The following is a 17529-nucleotide window of genomic DNA, read 5'->3' as shown; positions in this document are numbered from 1 at the left end:
TGACAACCTCCTGTTGATATGGAGTTAAACAGAAAAAATTAGCTGGATTTGGTTGAAGTCCCCCAAAAAATGACCATGTCAAAGAATGAGTCAAGCAATAGCACAAGTAGCAAGAGTATAGGAAGTTATATAAAATGTTTTTATTGCAGTATATCCTTCAATCTCTGGAAATCTGTGTTTAAATTGGTTAAGAAGTATATTATAATTGTATAATATTAAATGTTTCGAAACAGCCTAGGCATAACGCATTGCATCCAGATATGTTATACTAAGGCTACAGAAATTTTCAGAAACGAGGCGAATAGAATGTCAGATACTTTAGAATTAGTCATTATTACAGGGATGAGTGGGGCTGGAAAAACAGTTGCTGTTCAAAGTTTTGAGGATCTTGGATATTATTGTATTGATAATATGCCACCAACCTTATTACCGACTTTTTGGGAATTGGTAAAAGAGTCAGGCAAGATTACAAAAATTGCCCTGGTCATTGATTTACGTACTCGTGATTTCTTTAATGAATTAGAGAATATTATTGCAACTTTAGATAATACCCAATTTATTACGACGCGTGTTTTATTCTTAGAAGCGAGTGACGAAGCACTAGTCTCACGTTATAAAGAATCAAGACGTAGTCATCCTTTAGCGAACGAAGGTCGCGTAATGGAAGGAATCAGAAAAGAACGAGAACTTTTACACGATTTACGTACACGTGCGCAAATCGTTGTGGATACAACGGATAAAACACCAAGAGAACTACGCCATTTCATTACTGAACAATTCGCATCGATTGAACATAATACATTCCATATTGAAGTCGTGTCCTTTGGTTTTAAATATGGTGCGCCGATTGATGCCGACGTGATGATGGATGTACGTTTCTTGCCAAACCCACATTATGTACCTGAATTAAAACCTCTAACGGGTCAAGATCAGGACGTTTATGATTATGTGATGAAGCAGCCAGAAACCGAACTCTTTTACACGAAATTTATCGATTTAATTGAATATTGTTTACCAGGTTATAAGCGCGAAGGGAAATCAAGTGTCACAATTGCTATTGGCTGTACCGGTGGTCAACATCGTTCAGTTGCCTTAGCTGAAAGAATTACTGATCGATTGAGAAGTGATCAATACACGGTGAATGTCTCTCATCGTGATCAATTTAAACGAAAAGAGTCAACAACGCGGTCATGATGCCACAACCTAAAAGTCGCTATAATGTAGCGGTAATCGGTGGTGGAACAGGGTTGCCAGTCATTTTAAAGGGATTGAAGAAACTGGATGCTAACATCTCAGCAATTATTACCGTTGCTGATGATGGCGGTAGCAGTGGTGCCATTAGAGACTATATTAATGTCGTGCCACCAGGAGATATACGTAATTGCATGTGCGCCCTTTCAGATGCTGATCCAACCTTAATTGATCTTTTTCAATATCGTTTTAATTCAGAAGATGATTTTCTAGCTGGACATGCGATTGGAAACTTATTGATTGCAGCCTTAAAAGAAATGAAAGGTTCAATGTCTGATGCGATTGAGATCCTCTCTCGTTTTATGAAAATAAGTGGACAAATTTTACCAGCAGCGCCAGAAGCCTTAGTACTGAATGCCTTATTTGAAGATGGCACAATCGCGATTGGAGAATCAAAGATTGCCCATCATCGTAAGAAAATTCAAGAAGTCATTGTAACGACGACTTCAGGTGATGAAGCCATTCATGCCTCACCTAAAGTGGTTGAAGCCATTCTAGAAGCTGATATGATTGTTTTAGGACCCGGAAGTTTATATACGAGTATCCTGCCGAATTTAATGATTAAAGAAATCGGTGAAGCACTCTCTAAAACACAAGCAGAAATCGTGTATATTTGTAATATTATGACTCAATTAGGCGAGACAGAAAACTTTACCGATTCTGATCACGTCGAAGTTCTTCACCAACACTTAGGTCAAAATTTCGTGGATACTGTTCTGGTCAACACAACTGAGGTACCAGGCGATTATATTTTAACGCAACCGAACGAAGAATATTTATTACAAGTGAAACATGACTTTAAAGGCTTACGTAATGCAGGCTGTCGTGTGATTTCTAGCGATTTTTTAAGTATGAAATACGGAGGAGCTTACCACGATACAGCTCGTGTCGTCGAAGAGTTAGGCCATATACTGAATACAACGAAATTACATCGTAAAAACATGACAGATTCGATTGCCTACTAAGAGTCGATGGTTCATTAACTATAGGAGGTGACGTTGGTGACATTTGCTTCTGACGTCAAGAAAGAATGTACTTTGCTCGAAGTACACAAAGAACACGCTAAAGCTGAACTAGCTGCCCTTATTCGTATGAATGGGGCTGTTAGTTTGTACCAACAGCGCTTTATATTGAATGTGCAAAGTGAAAACGCCGCCATTGCTCGTCGGATTTACACCTTAATGAAGGACCATTATCAAATGGAAAGTGAATTGATTGTTCGTCGGAAAATGAAGTTAAAGAAGAATAACGTTTATATTGTGCGTTGTCGTCAGAAAGTTCAAGAACTATTATCAGATTTAGGAATTTTTGACGGCTTATCGATTAACACGAACGTCGCCGAAGAAATTATGACCAACGAACAGAAGAAACGCTCTTATTTAAGGGGGGCTTTTTTAGCAGGCGGATCGGTGAATAACCCGGAAGCCAGTAGTTACCATTTAGAAATCTATTCGAATTACGAAACGCATAATGATGATTTGTGTCATATGATGAATGACTTTAACTTGAATGCGAAAACGATTGTCCGTCGTAACGGGTACATTACATATATCAAAGAAGCGGAGAAAATCGCTGAATTTCTAGCGGTTATCGGGGCCAATAGAGCCATGTTGAAGTTTGAAGACATCCGGATTATTCGCGATATGCGCAATTCTGTTAACCGATTGGTTAATATGGAGAACGCTAACTTAAATAAGACGATTGATGCGGCGCAGCGTCAACTTGAAGCGATTCGATTAATTGATTCGACACAAGGGCTATCGGTTCTACCTCAAAAACTGCAAGTGATGGCTCGTTTCCGATTGGAAAATCCAGACTTAAGTTTAAAGGAATTAGGCGAACAAGTCCCCGGTGGTCCGATTTCAAAGTCGGGCGTAAACCATCGTTTGCGTAAAATCGTGGAAACAGCTGAACGCTTAACTGAGCGATAAAATTAAGTTTTCGTTAAGATTCACTTTTAAAAAATAGATTTGCCACCCTTTTTGCGTATTTAGTAGTAACACATAAAAAGGAGTGAAAAAAATGAATCAAGCTGTATTTGTTGGTCGTCTCTGTCGAGATGTTTCTGTTCGTAATGTTAATGAAAGTCATCGTGTCATGAATAATACAATTGCTATTAATCGTGCGCACCGTGATCGTAATGGGGAAGTTGTTTCTGATTATATTCCCTTTGTCGCTTGGGACCATTTAGCCGATTTGTTGGATACTTACACACAGAAAGGTTCTTTAGTTAGTTTGTCCGGTATTATGCAAAGTCGTAATTATACCAATAAGGAAAACCAAACGATTTATGTTGTGGAATGTCTCGTAACGGATGTGACCTTAATTGATCGCAAGACGCGCGCCACAGATAACAATCAAAAAATCGTGCCTAAGGATATCCCGGTATCAAAAGAAACACAAGCAGTTTAACGACTAAAACATTATTCGAAGCCTTAAGCAATTGCTCCTTACCGAGCGTGCTTAAGGTTTTTTTGGATTCAATGGGTGTGACTTAGGCGGCTATCAGGTAGTGGGAACTCACACAATCTTCATCGTTTCGTTAAACTATTATCGGATAATTATTGTATAATGGTGTTGTGACTGCCGGTTTTATAGAGGCAGAGTATTGTAAATAAGGAGGTTTTTAGTTGATGAAAGTTTTAATGATTGAAGATAATGAGTCTGTTTGTGAAATGATGTCGATGTTTTTCGAGAAAGAAGCCTTTGCTTCGACTTTTCATCACGATGGTGCTGAGGGTTTCGAAGCTTATAAGAATTCGCCGCATGAGTGGGATATTGTGATTCTAGATTTGAACTTACCGTCAATGGATGGAATGACCATTTGTCGTAAAATGCGTGAAATTTCTAAAGAGACACCGATTATTATGTTAACTGCTCAAGATTCAGAAAGTGACCAAGTGATTGGTCTGGAAATGGGCGCAGATGATTATGTGACGAAACCTTTTAGTCCTTTGACTTTATTAGCAAGAATGAAAGCCCTCCACCGTCGTGCTCAAATTGCACCGAGTGAAGCAGAAGATGGTGCTGAGTCGGCCTTTAATGTTGAAGCAGGGACTGTAAAAATTAATACAGTGACGCGTGAGGCATACTATCTAGAACAACCGATTGAGAATTTAACGCCGAAAGAATTTGATTTGTTAGTAATGTTTTCTAAAAATCCGAAGCGTGTCTTTAGTCGGGATCAGTTATTGAAGAGCATTTGGGAAGATCCTTTTTACGGGGATGAGCGAACGGTGGATGCGCATATTAAAAAATTACGTCAGAAAATTGAAACGGTTGGCCCGCAATTAATTCAAACCGTTTGGGGCGTGGGCTATAAATTCGAGGACCCAGGTGAGGCCTAATGAAGTTTTTATGGCAACAGATTTTAGGCTTTTTAATTGTTATTATTACAGCCTTAGCCATTAGTGCCTATCGTAATTCGAATTATTTGACGACTCAAATTTACAAAGAGCGCGAAGCGCAATTGCTGCAGTACGGTCGCAATATAGTATCGAATAATTTTACGCGTCCGGACTTAGTTCGGGCGTCTCAATTATTAGCCAGCGAGAATATTGTCATTCAAGTTTATTTACAAGATGGTCGTATCATTTATCCAACCTATGACCAACGTTTTGGGTCCAATCTCAGTGAGACTGATTTAGTCAGAATATCAGAAGGGGCTAGTTTAGGTCTTCAATATGCCCAACGGTTTATTGATCCAGATACGCAACTACAAATGACAACGGTCTATATTCCTTTAGCTCAGAATGAAGTAGCGGGTTTCCCCGCTGGTTTTATTAGTTTAGGTGCTCCCTTGGAGTCTTTAGAAGAGCAGGTAAGCGAGTCGCAAAACCATATTATTGTCTCGTTTATTATTGCGACAATTGTTGGTATTGTCATGAGTGTCTTTTATGCGATGGTTCAGACGCGTAAAATTAAAAAACTTCAACAAGCAACCCGTGAAATTGCTACTGGTAACTATGAAGTCCGAGTGGATACGGGAAGTGCGGATGAGTTTGGCGATTTAGCGCGAGACTTTGATGTGATGTCAGAGTCACTGCGTCACTCTCAAGAAGAGATTAAGCGTCAGGAGAATTTGCGCCGCCAATTTATGATGGATGCGGCTCATGAAATGCGAACCCCTTTAACGACCATGAGTGGGCTGTTAGAAGGGCTACAATATGATATGATTCCAGAAGCGCAACGCGGACGTAGTCTTGAATTGATTAGTAAAGAGACGAAACGCTTAACGCGTCTGGTAAATGAGAACTTAGATTACGAGAAGATTCGTAGCCGTCAAATCACTTTGAAGAAGCAAGTGATTAAAGGTTCCCCCTTATTGAATCAAATAAAAGAACAATTAAGTGGCAAAGCGGAACAAAAAAATAATCATATTATTGTTAGTGCGTCAGATGATTTAGAGATTTGGGCTGATTATGATCGAATTGTTCAAATCCTGATTAACCTAGTCACCAATGCGATTCAGTTTTCTGAAAACAGTGACATTATCCTAAGTGGCGAAATGTCGAAAGATTCTGTTATCTTGAAAGTCATCGATTCAGGAATCGGTATTGACACCCAGCAAATTGAAAGTATTTGGGAGAGGTTTTATAAAGTCGACGTCTCGCGCAAGAATACACAATTTGGGGAGTCAGGTATTGGTTTAGCGGTGGTTCACTCTTTAGTAGATGCGCATGAAGGAAGCATTGAAGTCGAAAGTGAACTTGAGAAAGGTTCTACTTTCACCATTAAGTTACCTCATAGACCCTCTACATAAACTGAATAAAATCAAGCTTAAATTAAAACGACCCATTGAATTTTATTAGTTTTTACTAAGAATCGCGTTTGAATGCATAATTAGCTATTCAAATCACTAGGTTATGTGGTAATATATGAAATGGTGTAAATATAACTTTTACGAAATCAATCTATTCTGAAAAAAGGAGCAACAAACTAGATGAGTAATAAGGTTAAAATTTTAATTATTGCAGCATTAGTTGTCATACTAGTAGCTGTCTTAAATCTATATACATTCTTAGAATCCAGTTCTACAAGTGATCAACCAACGATTACAAACAATGTGAGTCAAACCGTACAGGAGAAAATTTCTGGGCTTTACATTGATGAACAGACCGGCTTTGTCCGTGAAGAGATAACTGAAGAATATGTAGAAGAATTAAGAAATGAAATTGATGATTTAAATGAGTCAACTCTAGATAAAAACGTATTGAATCGTCAATTAGATGATATTGTTCATCGTGTGGAAGCTAAAGAAGCAGTCAACGCTTTTTACCCTGAAGACACGCCAGCAATTAAAGAGGATCAAGTAGCTGAGAATCTGGCATTTAAAGATGGATTAACCATTGAAGACGTTCAAGTAGCTAAAGAAACATACTACTTTGTTGCAGAAGAGGTTCCAGCTTCAGACTCTGTTCAAACAGAAGAAACTGAAGAAGAACCAGTCGAAACGTTGGATTCTTTCCAAGTAGCAATCAATTCGCATATTGATTATGCTTTAGAAGGATTTGGTTCATATGATGTCGCTAAAAAAGCATTAGAAGAAGTGAAAGCACTGCCTGTTGAAGATGGCCAAATTGGCACCATCGCTCAAGCAATGGCTCGATTCGAAACTGCTTTAGAAGCCGTTAAATTACCAGCAGCTAAAGAAGAATTAACAAAAGCAGCTCAAGAATATATTCAAAGCTTTATTCAAGAAATGCAAGTATTAACCACAAGCATCCCACAATATTATGAATTAGCTCTAACAGCTGTTGAGCCTTCACAATTATTGACAGCGGCTATGCTTGAAAATCAAGCACTATTGAATCCAGTTGAAGAAAGTTCTGAGGAGTCGTCTGAAGAGTCATCAGAAGCGCCAGTCATCGAAGAAGAATGGTCTGAGCCAGAAGATACTTGGACACCACCTGAAGAGTCTTGGACGCCACCAGAGTCATCGACACCACCGGAGTCATCGACGCCACCAGAGTCATCGACGCCACCAGAGTCATCGACACCACCAGAGTCGTCAACTCCGCCGGAATCGTCAACTCCGCCGGAATCGTCAACTCCACCAAATACACCGGATCCAGAACCGAATCCTGGAGAAACTGATTTGGTTAGCAGCACTGACTAACTATGACTAAATAAACACTATAGCGTATCACATCCACCCGAACATCTTCATTGTCATGTTCAAAGGGAATGTGGTACGCTTTTTTTATAAATATGTCGGTTAATTAACCGCATTAGGCTAACAAACTTTAATTAACAACTTTATAAAGGAGATTTTTTGTATGCGTACGATCGTTTATATGGCTCATCCTGATATTGATCAATCGAGTAGCCACCAGTTTTTATTGAGTTCAGGTAAAGCAAATACTGAAGCGGTGTTTGTTGACTTAAGTGAAGAGTTTCAACAACAAGGTGCAACCTTTAATGTCCAGGCAGAACGTCAACGTTTGTTGGCATTTGATCAAATAATTTTTCAGTTTCAATTACATTGGTATCAAGCACCGGCCATAATGAAGATATGGCTAGATATTGTATTCGATACAGACTTCTATGACGAACGCTTTCGTCAAGAATTAAAGGGGAAACGTTTGGGACTGGTTGTGATTGCAGGAGTGAAAGTAGAACACTATCAAGCAGGAGGAAGAGAAGGGCGGACTCTATCGGAACTCTTATCTCCGTATGAATTATTTGCTCGTCATTTCGGCATGACTTATTTAATGCCCTTTGCGGTTCATCAGTTTCATTACATGGACGAAGCGATGAAGTTTGACTTGATGATGCGCTATGCCTGTTTTCTTGAAACTGGAGCGGCGAATAGTTTTACTGCGCTTCAACATTACATTATTGGAAAGTTAGGAAATTTAACGGAAGATGAATTAGCATTATCTGAAACCGATCAATTATTGTTTGATATGTTTACTAATGAACTGATTAATCAAGCGGATGATTTAGATGAATTGAACGATTTAAATGACTTATGGTAGGAGGAATATAATGGATTCTTGGCAAAAAGAAATTATCCCTAAATGGATTGAACAAGCAAAGACATATCCGACTAAAGCTTTGTTACATACTGCAGCAATTATCTATGCTGAACAAAAGCGTCGGCTCGAAAATGAGCGCGGGACTTTAGATGGTTGGATGTGGAGTCCTGAGCAATGGAAGGAAAGCTAACACTAAATGTTAGAATGGTAACAAGATAATTAATCTTTTCTAAGAAAATCATTTGACTTTCTCATAAAAATGGATTAAATTTAGTATTAGAAAAGCTATTAATACGAAAAGGGCATTCTGATTCGGAGTAATGGTAAAATATTTTTAGGAGGAATTTTATGAAAAAATTCTTAAAAAAAGTTGTTATCTTAGGTGCGGCACTGTTAGCATTTGGTCCAGTCACTAGTTTATCAACAGCAATGGTATCCGCTCAGGAAGAACAAGTACTAAACTTAGCAATTGGTTCTGAACCACCAACAATTGATCCGGCTTTAGCAACAGACTCAACATCAGGTGCGATTATTAAAAACGTATTTGAAGGATTAACAGCAATGGATAACGAAGGTGAAATTTTACCTGCAGCTGCTGAATCATGGGAAGTCAGCGAAGATGGTTTAACGTATACGTTCAAATTACGTGAAGGTAACACTTGGTCAAATGGTGACCCTGTAAAAGCAAGTGACTTTGAGTATGCATGGAAACGTGTATTGAATCCTGAAACAGCTTCACAATATGCTTCAATTCTTTATGTACTTGAAGGTGCAGAAGCTTATAACGCTGGCGAAGGCGAAGCAGACGCTGTTGGTGTAACTGCAGTTGACGATTCAACATTAGAAGTTAAATTAGCTAACCCTACTTCATACTTCTTGGAATTAACAGCTTTCTATACCTATATGCCAGTTCACCAAGCAACAGTTGAAGCAGACGCTGACTGGGCATTAGACGCTGGTGACGCTTATGTAACAAACGGACCATTCTCATTATCAGAGTGGGCACACAGTAGTCACTATGTACTTGTTAAGAGTGACAGCTACTGGGATACAGAAAATGTTTCTTTAGATACAGTTAACGTACAAATCATTGAAGCCGAATCTACAGCAAACGCTGAATTCCAAGCGGGTGGTATTGACTACCTAGGCGCGCCTTACAGTACTGTTTCATTAGATGCGATTGATTTATATAGAGCAAATGATGAGTTAAACGTTGCACCATATGCAGCGATTTACTGGTACAAATTGAACACAACAGACGAAGTAATGTCTAATGTGAACATCCGTAAAGCCTTAGCTTTAGCAGTTGACCGTCAAGCTTTAGTTGATAACGTAACTAAAGGTGGACAATTACCTGCCTTAGGTTTAGTTCCACCAACAAGTGCTGGTTTTGAAGAAGACCGTGGCTACATGGCAGATGCTGATTATGAATTAGCTAAAGAATATTTAGCAGCTGGATTAGAAGAGTTAGGCTTAGCTGATCCAAGTGAATTAAACATTAACATTTCAATCAACACAAGTGAAGCTCACTCAACAATCGCTCAATTTATCCAAGAAGGATGGGCGCAAAACTTAGGCATCAATGTGGCTATTGATAACACTGAATGGCAAGTATATTTAGAGCGTCTAAACGTTCTAGACTTCCAAGCAGCTCGTATGGGTTGGATTGCAGACTTTAACGACGCTTCTTCATTCTTAGATATGTATCGTACAGCTGCTTCTGGTAATAACGATACTGGTTGGGAAAATGAAGAATTCAAATCTTTAATCGATGAAGCTGCAGCAGAGCAAGATGTAGATGCAAGAACTGACTTACTTGTACAAGCTGAAGCAGTAATGATGGAAGATATGCCAGTTATTCCTTTATATTACTACACTAACTTATTTGTTATTCATGATCATGTTGAAAACATGGCGCCAGACGCATTAGGAAACATTAACCTTAAAGATGTATCGATTTCTTCTGGTGAATAGATTTTGCTAACACAAGAGAGCTTATTCATTGCGAGTAAGCTCTCTTTTTTATAATGTAAATCAGGGAATTGACAGAATAGACTAATATTTGCTCAGTGTGGTTGACATTGATTATAAAATAAGCTAAATTTTACTATGTGATTTTATTATGTGGCATCAATTAAGATAAGATGAACTTTTTTCATTTTACTGACTCATAAATTAGAATAATTAAAAGATTTGCTTAGTTATTATTTATAATGTTTGAACGAAGCGATTTATATTACCTATAACTTAGCGAATTCATGTTATCTCTAAAGCTGTTCCTTAGGAGCGGTTTTTTGATGTTTAAATATACGAGGAGGACACAATGACAAAATACGTATTAAAGCGCCTTGTTTACATTGCGATTGCATTGTTCTTTATCGTGACAGCAACTTTCTTCCTAATGAGGTTAGCACCAGGTAACCCATTTGCAAGTGAGCAAACAGTCATGACGCAGGCAATTCAAGATCAATTAAATGAGCAATATGGTTTAAGTAATCCGTGGTATATCCAATACCGTGATTATTTAGTAGATGTTCTTAAATTTGATTTCGGGGAATCAATGAAATATCGCGGTCGTTCAACGAATGACATGATTTTTGAATCATTCCCAGTTTCATTAGTCTTAGGAGGTCAGGCCTTACTGATAGCAATTGGGGGCGGGATTACATTAGGTGTGATTTCAGCAATGAATCATAACCGTGCTGGAGATTATCTAGCAACGATTATCGCTGTCTTAGGTATCTCGATTCCTTCTTTCGTTTTAGCTGGTTTATTACAATACTCACTAGGTTTAAAACTAGGTTGGTTCCCGATTAGTGGGTGGAGAGACTTTTCAAGTACTGTCCTACCGTCAGTTGCTTTAGGAATCAGTTATATGGGTAACATTGCTAAAATGACGCGTTCGAGTTTATTAGAACAAAACACATCGGAGTATGTTAAATTGGCACGAGCTAAAGGGTTGAGAAAATGGTCAGTTGTCTTTAAACATTCACTGCGTAATGCTTTATTACCGGTTGTAAGCTACTTAGGCCCATTAACAGCGGGGATTTTAACAGGTAGCTTTGTTATTGAAAATGTCTTTGCAATTCCTGGATTAGGTCGTCACTTTGTAACAAGTATCAATAACCGTGACTACACGGTCATTATGGGAACAACTGTCTTCTACGCTATTCTATTATTAATAGCCGTATTAGTCGTAGACATTCTTTACGTAATGATCGATCCTAGAATTAAATTGGAAGGAGCTGACAGCTAAATGCAAGAGCAAGAAGTATTGAACGCAGAAGACTTTAGAATTGTCGGCATAAAAGAAGATGAAACGGATGTCCTGAGTGAGAAAACAATTTCCTTTTGGGGAGAAGTTTTCCAAACGTTTATTCGCAATAAGCTAGCTATTTTTGGCTTAGTATTATTAGTTATTATCTTTTTCATGGCTCTTTTTGTGCCAATTTTATCGCCGTATTCATTTAGTGAACAAACAGGCGTCTATAACGCAGCCCCAACAATGACCAACTGGTTTGGAACTGATAACCTAGGGCGTGATGTCTTTGTTAGAGCATGGTATGGTGCGCGTATTTCCTTATTAATTGGTCTATCCGCAGCAGCAATTGATGTTGTTATCGGAGTGTTATATGGGAGTGTTGCTGGCGTTTTAGGCGGACAAACAGACAACATTATGATGCGTATTTGTGATATTCTAACAGCTATTCCAAACCTTCTAGTCGTTATTATGTTACTAGTCGTTATGGAACAAGGTTTATTTACGATGATTATTGCCTTATCAATTACTGGTTGGGTGAGAATGGCTCGGATTGTACGTGGTGAAGTGTTATCTATTAAAAATCAAGAATATGTATTAGCCGCTAGAACTTTAGGCGCCAATACAAATCACTTAATCTTTAAACACTTGATCCCGAATGCAATGGGTTCAATTATTGTAACAATGACATTAACAATTCCTGGCGCTATCTTTGCTGAGGCATTTTTAAGTTATATTGGTTTAGGTGTGACGCCACCAACAGCAAGTTGGGGTACGATGGCATCAGAGGGTAACGAAGCAATTTTAACTGCGCCTTGGCGTCTGTTTTTCCCAGCTTTATTAATCTCAATCACGATCTTTGCCTTTAATGCAGTCGGCGACGGCTTGCGTGACGCATTAGATCCAAAATTACGTAAGTAGGAGGAAAGTACATGTCAGAATTATTATTAGAAGTTAAAGATTTACGCGTGTCTTTCAAAACTTACGCTGGTTTGGTTCAAGCAGTTCGTGGCGTGAACTTCACTTTAAATAAAGGTGAAACGTTAGCGATTGTTGGAGAGTCAGGTTCAGGAAAAAGTGTCACGGCCAATGCTTTAATGCGCTTAATTCCAGAACCGCCTGGACAATATGATGCAGGAGAAATCTTATTAAACGGTGTCAATATTCTTGATAAGACGGAAGAAGAAATGACGAAAATTCGTGGGAATGATATTGCGATGATTTTCCAAGACCCAATGACGGCGTTAAACCCAACCATTCGTGTCGGAAATCAAATCGTTGAAGCCATCCGTATTCACGACAAATCGATTTCACGTGAAGCAGCTGAAAAGCGCGCGATTGAATTGTTAGATGAAGTTGGAATTGCGATGCCAGAGCAACGATTTAAACAATATCCCCATGAATTCTCAGGTGGGATGCGCCAGCGTGTCGTGATTGCGATTGCCTTGGCTGCAGAACCTAAATTATTAATTGCGGATGAACCCACAACAGCATTAGATGTGACGATTCAAGCGCAAATTATCGAGTTAATGAAAGAGATTCAAGCACGCAATGAAAACTCAATTATCTTTATTACCCATGACTTAGGGGTAGTAGCCAACATTGCTGATAAAGTAGCGGTAATGTATGCTGGACAAATTGTGGAGTATGGCGATGTTAATGAGATTTTCTATAATCCAAAACATCCTTATACGTGGGGCTTATTAGGCTCAATGCCTGACTTGGAAAGTGATGATAATGACGAATTATACACCATTCCAGGTGCCCCACCGAATATGATTAACCCTCCAAAAGGAGACGCTTTTGCGGCGCGTAACCGTTACGCAATGGCCGTTGATTATGAAAAGGAACCACCAATGTATAAAGTTAAAGAGAATCATTATGCAAAAACATGGTTATTACATCCAGACTCACCGAAAGTCGAAGTGCCTGAGGTTATTCAAAGACGAATTAACCGTTACTTGGAACTAGAAGGAGGGGCTGTCAATGACTAATAAATTACTAGAAGTTAAAAACTTAAAGCAATACTTTGGTAAGAGTTCAGCTCCAATTAAAGCTGTAGATGGTATCACTTTCGATATTTACGAAGGGGAAGTACTTGGTTTGGTTGGAGAGTCTGGTAGTGGAAAGTCCACAACTGGGCGTTCAATTATCGGTCTTTATGACATCACAGATGGCGAGATTGTCTATCAAGGACAAACGATTAGTGACCAAAAATCTGCACAAGAACGTAAAGAGTTAGCTAAAAGTATTCAAATGATTTTCCAAGATCCTTATGCGTCGTTAAACCCACGTATGACGGTTAGTGAAATCATTGGAGAAGGCTTTGATATCCATGGTTTATATAAGAATAAACAGGAACGATATGAACGAATCGCTGAATTACTTGAATCAGTCGGCTTGAACCGTGAGCATGCAACCCGTTATGCGCATGAATTCTCAGGTGGACAACGACAACGTATCGGAATTGCCCGTGCGCTTTCTTTAAAACCAAAATTCATCATCGCTGACGAACCGATTTCAGCACTAGATGTGTCGATTCAAGCGCAAGTTGTGAACTTATTAAAGACACTGCAACGCGAGCAAAATCTGACCTACCTATTTATTGCCCATGATTTATCAATGGTTAAATACATTAGTGATCGTATTGCCGTAATGCATCATGGTAAGATTGTTGAATTGGGCCCTGCCGCTGAAATTTATGCAAATCCGGTTCACCCATATACGAAATCATTGCTATCTGCAGTGCCTCAACCAGATCCAATTAGCGAGAGCAAACGTACTCGAGTAGAATACGTCCCTGAAGTAGTAACGGGAACTTTAGAAGAAATTGAAGTAAGCCCGCAACATTTCGTTTTCGCAACCAAAGAACAAATCACCAAATGGACTAAATAAAAAAACCTTCTGACCAGTTCAAGTTTGAACTGTGTCAGAAGGTTTTTTTCTTGCAAAATATGACTTCGAAGCTTACAAGGAATGCAAAAGCCAGAAGGGCTAAAAGTATTTAATCTTCAAAAGTAACTAAGTAGTAATTTTTCTTACCACGACGCACGATAATATATCGTTCACCAATCGCATGTTCTGGACTGATCTCGAAATCTAAGTCTGCTATTTTGTCCCCATTAATTGAAATTGCCCCATTCTGAACAAATTCGCGTGCTTGGCGACGTGAGCTAATTAAACCGATATCTACTAACCAAATCGCTAAGTTTTGAGCGACGCGTGGCGCAGTGTAGTGTGGCATGTTTTTGAAACCTTCTGCAATTTGCTTAGTGCTTAAGTCTTTAACGTTTCCAGTAAATAATGCCTCAGTAATCAATAAAGCTTCGTCTAAAGCTTCTTGTCCATGAACAAAACGAGTAATTTCTTCAGCTAAATGTTTTTGACCATTACGCAAATGCGGTTGCTCAGCCACTTCTTTTTCTAAAGTTTCAATTTCTTCAATAGATAAGAAAGTAAAGTATTTCAAGAACTTAACAACGTCACCATCCTGTTGGTTTAACCAGAATTGATAAAATTCATAAGGAGTGGTTTGTTCTGGGTCTAACCAAATAGCTCCCCCAGCAGATTTACCAAATTTAGTACCATCTGATTTTAACATCAATGGAATTGTTAAGCCGTAAGCTTCAGCTTCAGAACCTTCAACACGGCGAATGAAGTCAAGGCCTGCAGTGATATTCCCCCACTGGTCAGCGCCACCAATTTGCACTTGGATATTTTCTGACTTGAATAAGTGATGGAAGTCGATTGATTGTAAAATTTGGTAAGTAAATTCAGTGAATGAGATACCAAATTCTAAACGACTTGCAACAACATCTTTGGCTAACATTTGGTTAACATTGAAGTGTTTTCCATAATCACGTAGGAAACCTAATAATGAAAATTCACTCAACCAATCGTAGTTATTCACAATTCTAAAGCCACTTGCTTCAACATCACCTTTTAAGAATAGTTTGTCCATTTGAGCGGTTAGTTTACGAGCGTTCTCTTGGATTGTTTCCATTGTTTGTAACGTACGTTCGCTGTTACGACCACTTGGGTCACCAATTGAACCAGTCGCACCACCAATAACAACTAAGGGTTTATGGCCTGCTAATTGGAATCTTTTTAAAATCATAAAAGGAATCAAGTGTCCGATATGCATCGAATCACCTGTCGGGTCGACTCCACAATATAAACCGACAGCTTTCTCACTTAATAACTTTTCTAAGCCTTCTGCATTGGTTTGTTGATTAATGGCACCACGCCATTCTAATTCTTTCAAAATTGACAAGCCAAACACTCCTCTTTTTTTAAATTCAATTATTACAATTATATTCATTAATCCTTAGTTACGCAACGGCCTAACTCTCTCTTCTTTGTTTCTTGTAAAATGCATTGAACAGCTTCAAATTTAAAATGACAGAACCGTATAAAAAAACCTAGCACGGCGAGTCAATCAAATGACAAGCGTTGCTAGGTCTGAGAGTGCGAGAAAAACTCTACATTTCGTCCTATTGTGCACAACACAAATCACCTTTACCAAAATTAGCGTAAAAGTAATAATAATATGCGTGTAACATTGCGCAAATAGAAAGTTGCATGGTCTTTTCTCCTTTTCACTAGGTTAAGAGCATATTAACATAATTAAAAAAATCAAGCAAGTGTTGAAACGTCTATAAACGTTATTGTATCAACCTTTATAAGGGGAGGGTGAATTTCGTATGACAGTAGTGAAAAAAATGGTGCACAAGCGAATAAAGTTAATGCGAATTATTCACAAAAAATTCAAATTCATAGGGAAAGGAACATCTTTACAGTAGTGTTACAGAACATATACGAATTGAATAATTCAGCCTAAAGTCCTATGGGATGTGGTATATTACATTCAGGCAAAATTTTAGAAGATTTTATCTCTAAGATTTTATGAATAAACTTTGAATTTAAACATTGAGACGAAACACATTCGAGGTAACAAACAAGGAGAGCAAATAAACTATGAAGAAGACTTTAGGTAAAGGCGTATTCAAAACTTTATTGACATCAGCTGTAATTTTAGGATCAGTTGCATCACCAGTTGCAGCGTCAGCTCAAAGCTATGACGATTTAATTGGTGAAACACAATGGGCTATTGATAGCTTGTCAGCTGAGCAGACTGTATTATACGCAGAATTAGCATCAGCTTACGCTGAAATTGAAGTGTTACAAACAGAGGTAACAACTTTATTAGAAAACATCAACGAAGATGACGAAACAATTTATGGCTTAGAAACAGAAGTTTCTGAACTAGAAAGCATTATCGCAAAACGTCAAGAATTAATTGCTGAACAAGCAGTTTCAATTCAAATGAATGGTGGAACTTCAAACTATTTAAATGCAGTAGCTTCATCAGAATCAGTAAGTGACTTTGTAGGTCGTTTAGATGTTGTACGTAAAATGGTTACAGCACACAAAGACTTATTAGATGTTCAAAAAGTAGATAAAGCTGTAGTTGAAACGAAAAAAGTTGAAGCAGAATCAGCTAAACAAGCTAAAGTCGACAAAAAAGTTGAACTTGAAGCTTTAAAAAATGAATTAGAAGTAAGTTCTGCACAAGCAGAAGTAGTTTATGATCAACTAACAAACGATATTAGTTTAGCAGCAGCTAACCGCGATGCGTTAATCGCTGAAAAAGCAGCTTTCGAAGAAGCGCAAAGAATCGCAGCTGAACAAGCAGCAGCAGCTCAAGCGGCAGCAGCGGCGCAAGCACAAGCACAAGCCGAAGCAGTGGCGGCAGCTCAAGCAGCAGCAGACGCACAAGCACAAGCGGAATCTGATGCAATTGCAGCAGCTCAAGCCCAAGCGGCAGCAGATGCAGCAGCACAAGCAGCAGAAAATGCAGCAGGTGGCGAAGTTGTTGAAGCGCCAGTCGTAGAAGTACCTGAAGTTGAAGTGCCAGTAGAAGAAACTCCAGTCGTAGAAGTACCTGAAGTTGAAGTGCCAGTAGAAGAAACTCCAGTCGTAGAAGTACCTGAAGTTGAAGTGCCAGTAGAAGAAACTCCAGTCGTAGAAGTACCTGAA

At 38.7% G+C, this 17529-nt stretch carries 16 protein-coding genes; 15 read left to right on the top strand and 1 reads right to left on the bottom strand.

Going from position 1 to position 17529, the window contains the following annotated elements:
• Nucleotides 1-306 precede the first annotated feature (306 nt).
• The 14 genes from rapZ (at nucleotide 307) to ACTQ5J_RS11030 (ending at nucleotide 14385) form a co-directional block, all read left to right on the top strand.
• The gene (rapZ, locus tag ACTQ5J_RS11095; protein WP_441752988.1) at nucleotides 307-1194 is read left to right on the top strand and encodes an RNase adapter RapZ; all 888 of its coding nucleotides are present in this window, start codon (nucleotides 307-309) and stop codon (nucleotides 1192-1194) included.
• Complete coding sequence (locus tag ACTQ5J_RS11090) at nucleotides 1194-2216, top strand: gluconeogenesis factor YvcK family protein (protein ID WP_441752986.1); 1023 nt, start codon at nucleotides 1194-1196, stop codon at nucleotides 2214-2216. The genes rapZ and ACTQ5J_RS11090 overlap by 1 nt, the downstream gene beginning before the upstream one ends.
• A gap of 36 nt (nucleotides 2217-2252) precedes the next feature.
• Nucleotides 2253-3182: a DNA-binding protein WhiA gene (gene whiA, locus ACTQ5J_RS11085; protein ID WP_441752984.1), complete on the top strand. Its 930-nt coding sequence runs from the start codon at nucleotides 2253-2255 to the stop codon at nucleotides 3180-3182.
• Between the two features lie 91 nt (nucleotides 3183-3273).
• Nucleotides 3274-3663, top strand: a complete 390-nt coding sequence (locus tag ACTQ5J_RS11080) for a single-stranded DNA-binding protein (protein WP_441752983.1) — start codon at nucleotides 3274-3276, stop codon at nucleotides 3661-3663.
• Nucleotides 3664-3884: 221 nt separating this feature from the next.
• A complete protein-coding gene (locus ACTQ5J_RS11075; RefSeq protein WP_441753167.1) occupies nucleotides 3885-4598 on the top strand; it encodes a response regulator transcription factor in 714 nt (237 codons plus the stop codon).
• The gene (locus ACTQ5J_RS11070) at nucleotides 4598-6013 is read left to right on the top strand and encodes an ATP-binding protein (RefSeq protein WP_441752981.1); all 1416 of its coding nucleotides are present in this window, start codon (nucleotides 4598-4600) and stop codon (nucleotides 6011-6013) included. The genes ACTQ5J_RS11075 and ACTQ5J_RS11070 overlap by 1 nt, the downstream gene beginning before the upstream one ends.
• Before the next feature lie 180 nt (nucleotides 6014-6193).
• The gene (locus ACTQ5J_RS11065; protein WP_441752979.1) at nucleotides 6194-7369 is read left to right on the top strand and encodes a hypothetical protein; all 1176 of its coding nucleotides are present in this window, start codon (nucleotides 6194-6196) and stop codon (nucleotides 7367-7369) included.
• A 160-nt stretch (nucleotides 7370-7529) separates the two neighbouring features.
• The gene (locus tag ACTQ5J_RS11060; protein WP_441752977.1) at nucleotides 7530-8231 is read left to right on the top strand and encodes an NAD(P)H-dependent oxidoreductase; all 702 of its coding nucleotides are present in this window, start codon (nucleotides 7530-7532) and stop codon (nucleotides 8229-8231) included.
• A 10-nt stretch (nucleotides 8232-8241) separates the two neighbouring features.
• The gene (locus tag ACTQ5J_RS11055) at nucleotides 8242-8421 is read left to right on the top strand and encodes a hypothetical protein (RefSeq protein ID WP_441752975.1); all 180 of its coding nucleotides are present in this window, start codon (nucleotides 8242-8244) and stop codon (nucleotides 8419-8421) included.
• Nucleotides 8422-8579: 158 nt separating this feature from the next.
• Complete coding sequence (locus ACTQ5J_RS11050; RefSeq protein WP_441752973.1) at nucleotides 8580-10205, top strand: peptide ABC transporter substrate-binding protein; 1626 nt, start codon at nucleotides 8580-8582, stop codon at nucleotides 10203-10205.
• A 349-nt stretch (nucleotides 10206-10554) separates the two neighbouring features.
• Nucleotides 10555-11487 (top strand): ABC transporter permease, encoded by a 933-nt coding sequence (locus ACTQ5J_RS11045; RefSeq protein ID WP_441752972.1) that lies wholly within the window; start codon nucleotides 10555-10557, stop codon nucleotides 11485-11487.
• Complete coding sequence (locus tag ACTQ5J_RS11040) at nucleotides 11488-12411, top strand: ABC transporter permease (protein ID WP_441752970.1); 924 nt, start codon at nucleotides 11488-11490, stop codon at nucleotides 12409-12411. It begins immediately after the preceding gene.
• 11 nt (nucleotides 12412-12422) lie between these two features.
• Nucleotides 12423-13484 (top strand): ABC transporter ATP-binding protein, encoded by a 1062-nt coding sequence (locus tag ACTQ5J_RS11035; RefSeq protein ID WP_441752968.1) that lies wholly within the window; start codon nucleotides 12423-12425, stop codon nucleotides 13482-13484.
• Entirely contained in the window at nucleotides 13477-14385 is a 909-nt protein-coding gene (locus ACTQ5J_RS11030; protein ID WP_441752966.1) for an ABC transporter ATP-binding protein, read from the top strand. Before ACTQ5J_RS11035 ends, ACTQ5J_RS11030 begins: the two co-directional genes overlap by 8 nt.
• 109 nt (nucleotides 14386-14494) lie before the next feature.
• Here ACTQ5J_RS11030 and tyrS read toward each other — a convergent pair whose 3' ends face one another.
• Entirely contained in the window at nucleotides 14495-15763 is a 1269-nt protein-coding gene (tyrS, locus tag ACTQ5J_RS11025; RefSeq protein ID WP_441752964.1) for a tyrosine--tRNA ligase, read from the bottom strand.
• A gap of 704 nt (nucleotides 15764-16467) precedes the next feature.
• Here tyrS and ACTQ5J_RS11020 point away from each other — a divergent pair.
• The coding region (locus tag ACTQ5J_RS11020) for a coiled-coil domain-containing protein (RefSeq protein ID WP_441752962.1) at nucleotides 16468-17529 on the top strand (1062 nt) is incomplete at its 3' end.

The organism is Fundicoccus sp. Sow4_F4 (assembly GCF_052116145.1).
In the GTDB taxonomy this organism is placed as follows: Bacteria; Bacillota; Bacilli; order Lactobacillales; family Aerococcaceae; genus Fundicoccus.
The sequence above is the reverse complement of the archived record's forward strand: the minus strand, read 5'-3'. Positions and strand labels throughout refer to the sequence as shown.

Coding starts and splice junctions, on each gene's coding strand:
- ACTQ5J_RS11055 (WP_441752975.1), top strand. CDS start 8,242: ATGGATTCTTGGCAAAAAGAAATTATCCCTAAATGGATTGAACAAGCA.
- ACTQ5J_RS11070 (WP_441752981.1), top strand. CDS start 4,598: ATGAAGTTTTTATGGCAACAGATTTTAGGCTTTTTAATTGTTATTATT.
- ACTQ5J_RS11050 (WP_441752973.1), top strand. CDS start 8,580: ATGAAAAAATTCTTAAAAAAAGTTGTTATCTTAGGTGCGGCACTGTTA.
- rapZ (WP_441752988.1), top strand. CDS start 307: ATGTCAGATACTTTAGAATTAGTCATTATTACAGGGATGAGTGGGGCT.
- ACTQ5J_RS11035 (WP_441752968.1), top strand. CDS start 12,423: ATGTCAGAATTATTATTAGAAGTTAAAGATTTACGCGTGTCTTTCAAA.
- ACTQ5J_RS11045 (WP_441752972.1), top strand. CDS start 10,555: ATGACAAAATACGTATTAAAGCGCCTTGTTTACATTGCGATTGCATTG.
- ACTQ5J_RS11040 (WP_441752970.1), top strand. CDS start 11,488: ATGCAAGAGCAAGAAGTATTGAACGCAGAAGACTTTAGAATTGTCGGC.
- ACTQ5J_RS11060 (WP_441752977.1), top strand. CDS start 7,530: ATGCGTACGATCGTTTATATGGCTCATCCTGATATTGATCAATCGAGT.
- ACTQ5J_RS11030 (WP_441752966.1), top strand. CDS start 13,477: ATGACTAATAAATTACTAGAAGTTAAAAACTTAAAGCAATACTTTGGT.
- ACTQ5J_RS11080 (WP_441752983.1), top strand. CDS start 3,274: ATGAATCAAGCTGTATTTGTTGGTCGTCTCTGTCGAGATGTTTCTGTT.
- ACTQ5J_RS11075 (WP_441753167.1), top strand. CDS start 3,885: ATGAAAGTTTTAATGATTGAAGATAATGAGTCTGTTTGTGAAATGATG.
- ACTQ5J_RS11090 (WP_441752986.1), top strand. CDS start 1,194: ATGCCACAACCTAAAAGTCGCTATAATGTAGCGGTAATCGGTGGTGGA.
- ACTQ5J_RS11065 (WP_441752979.1), top strand. CDS start 6,194: ATGAGTAATAAGGTTAAAATTTTAATTATTGCAGCATTAGTTGTCATA.